We start from the raw sequence: 243 nt of genomic DNA, 5'->3' as shown, positions 1-243 counted from the left end.
ACTGCGCCTAATTGTGCTTGTCCTTTTATCGATACGCCTACTAATCCTAACAATCCTAGTGTTTGTTTTGGGACAACTACACCTGCTTTAAGTGTTGTACTGCCTGGCCCTCCTGCTTTAGGGGATGCTGTTAATTGGTATACAAACGCCACTGGAGGTACTGCTTTAGCTTCTGGACTTAATTATACGCCTACCGATACAGCTATTGGAGTTTACACTTACTATGCTGAAGCTGAAGAAACT

At 43.2% G+C, this 243-nt stretch carries 1 protein-coding gene; it reads left to right on the top strand.

Annotation, left to right across the window (positions count from 1 at the left end):
* Positions 1 to 243: Ig-like domain-containing protein (locus ACVC2P_RS02065; RefSeq protein ID WP_452596821.1), on the top strand; the 243-nt coding region annotated here is incomplete at both ends.

The organism is Pontimicrobium sp. MEBiC01747 (assembly GCF_053601635.1).
The sequence above is the reverse complement of the archived record's forward strand: the minus strand, read 5'-3'. Positions and strand labels throughout refer to the sequence as shown.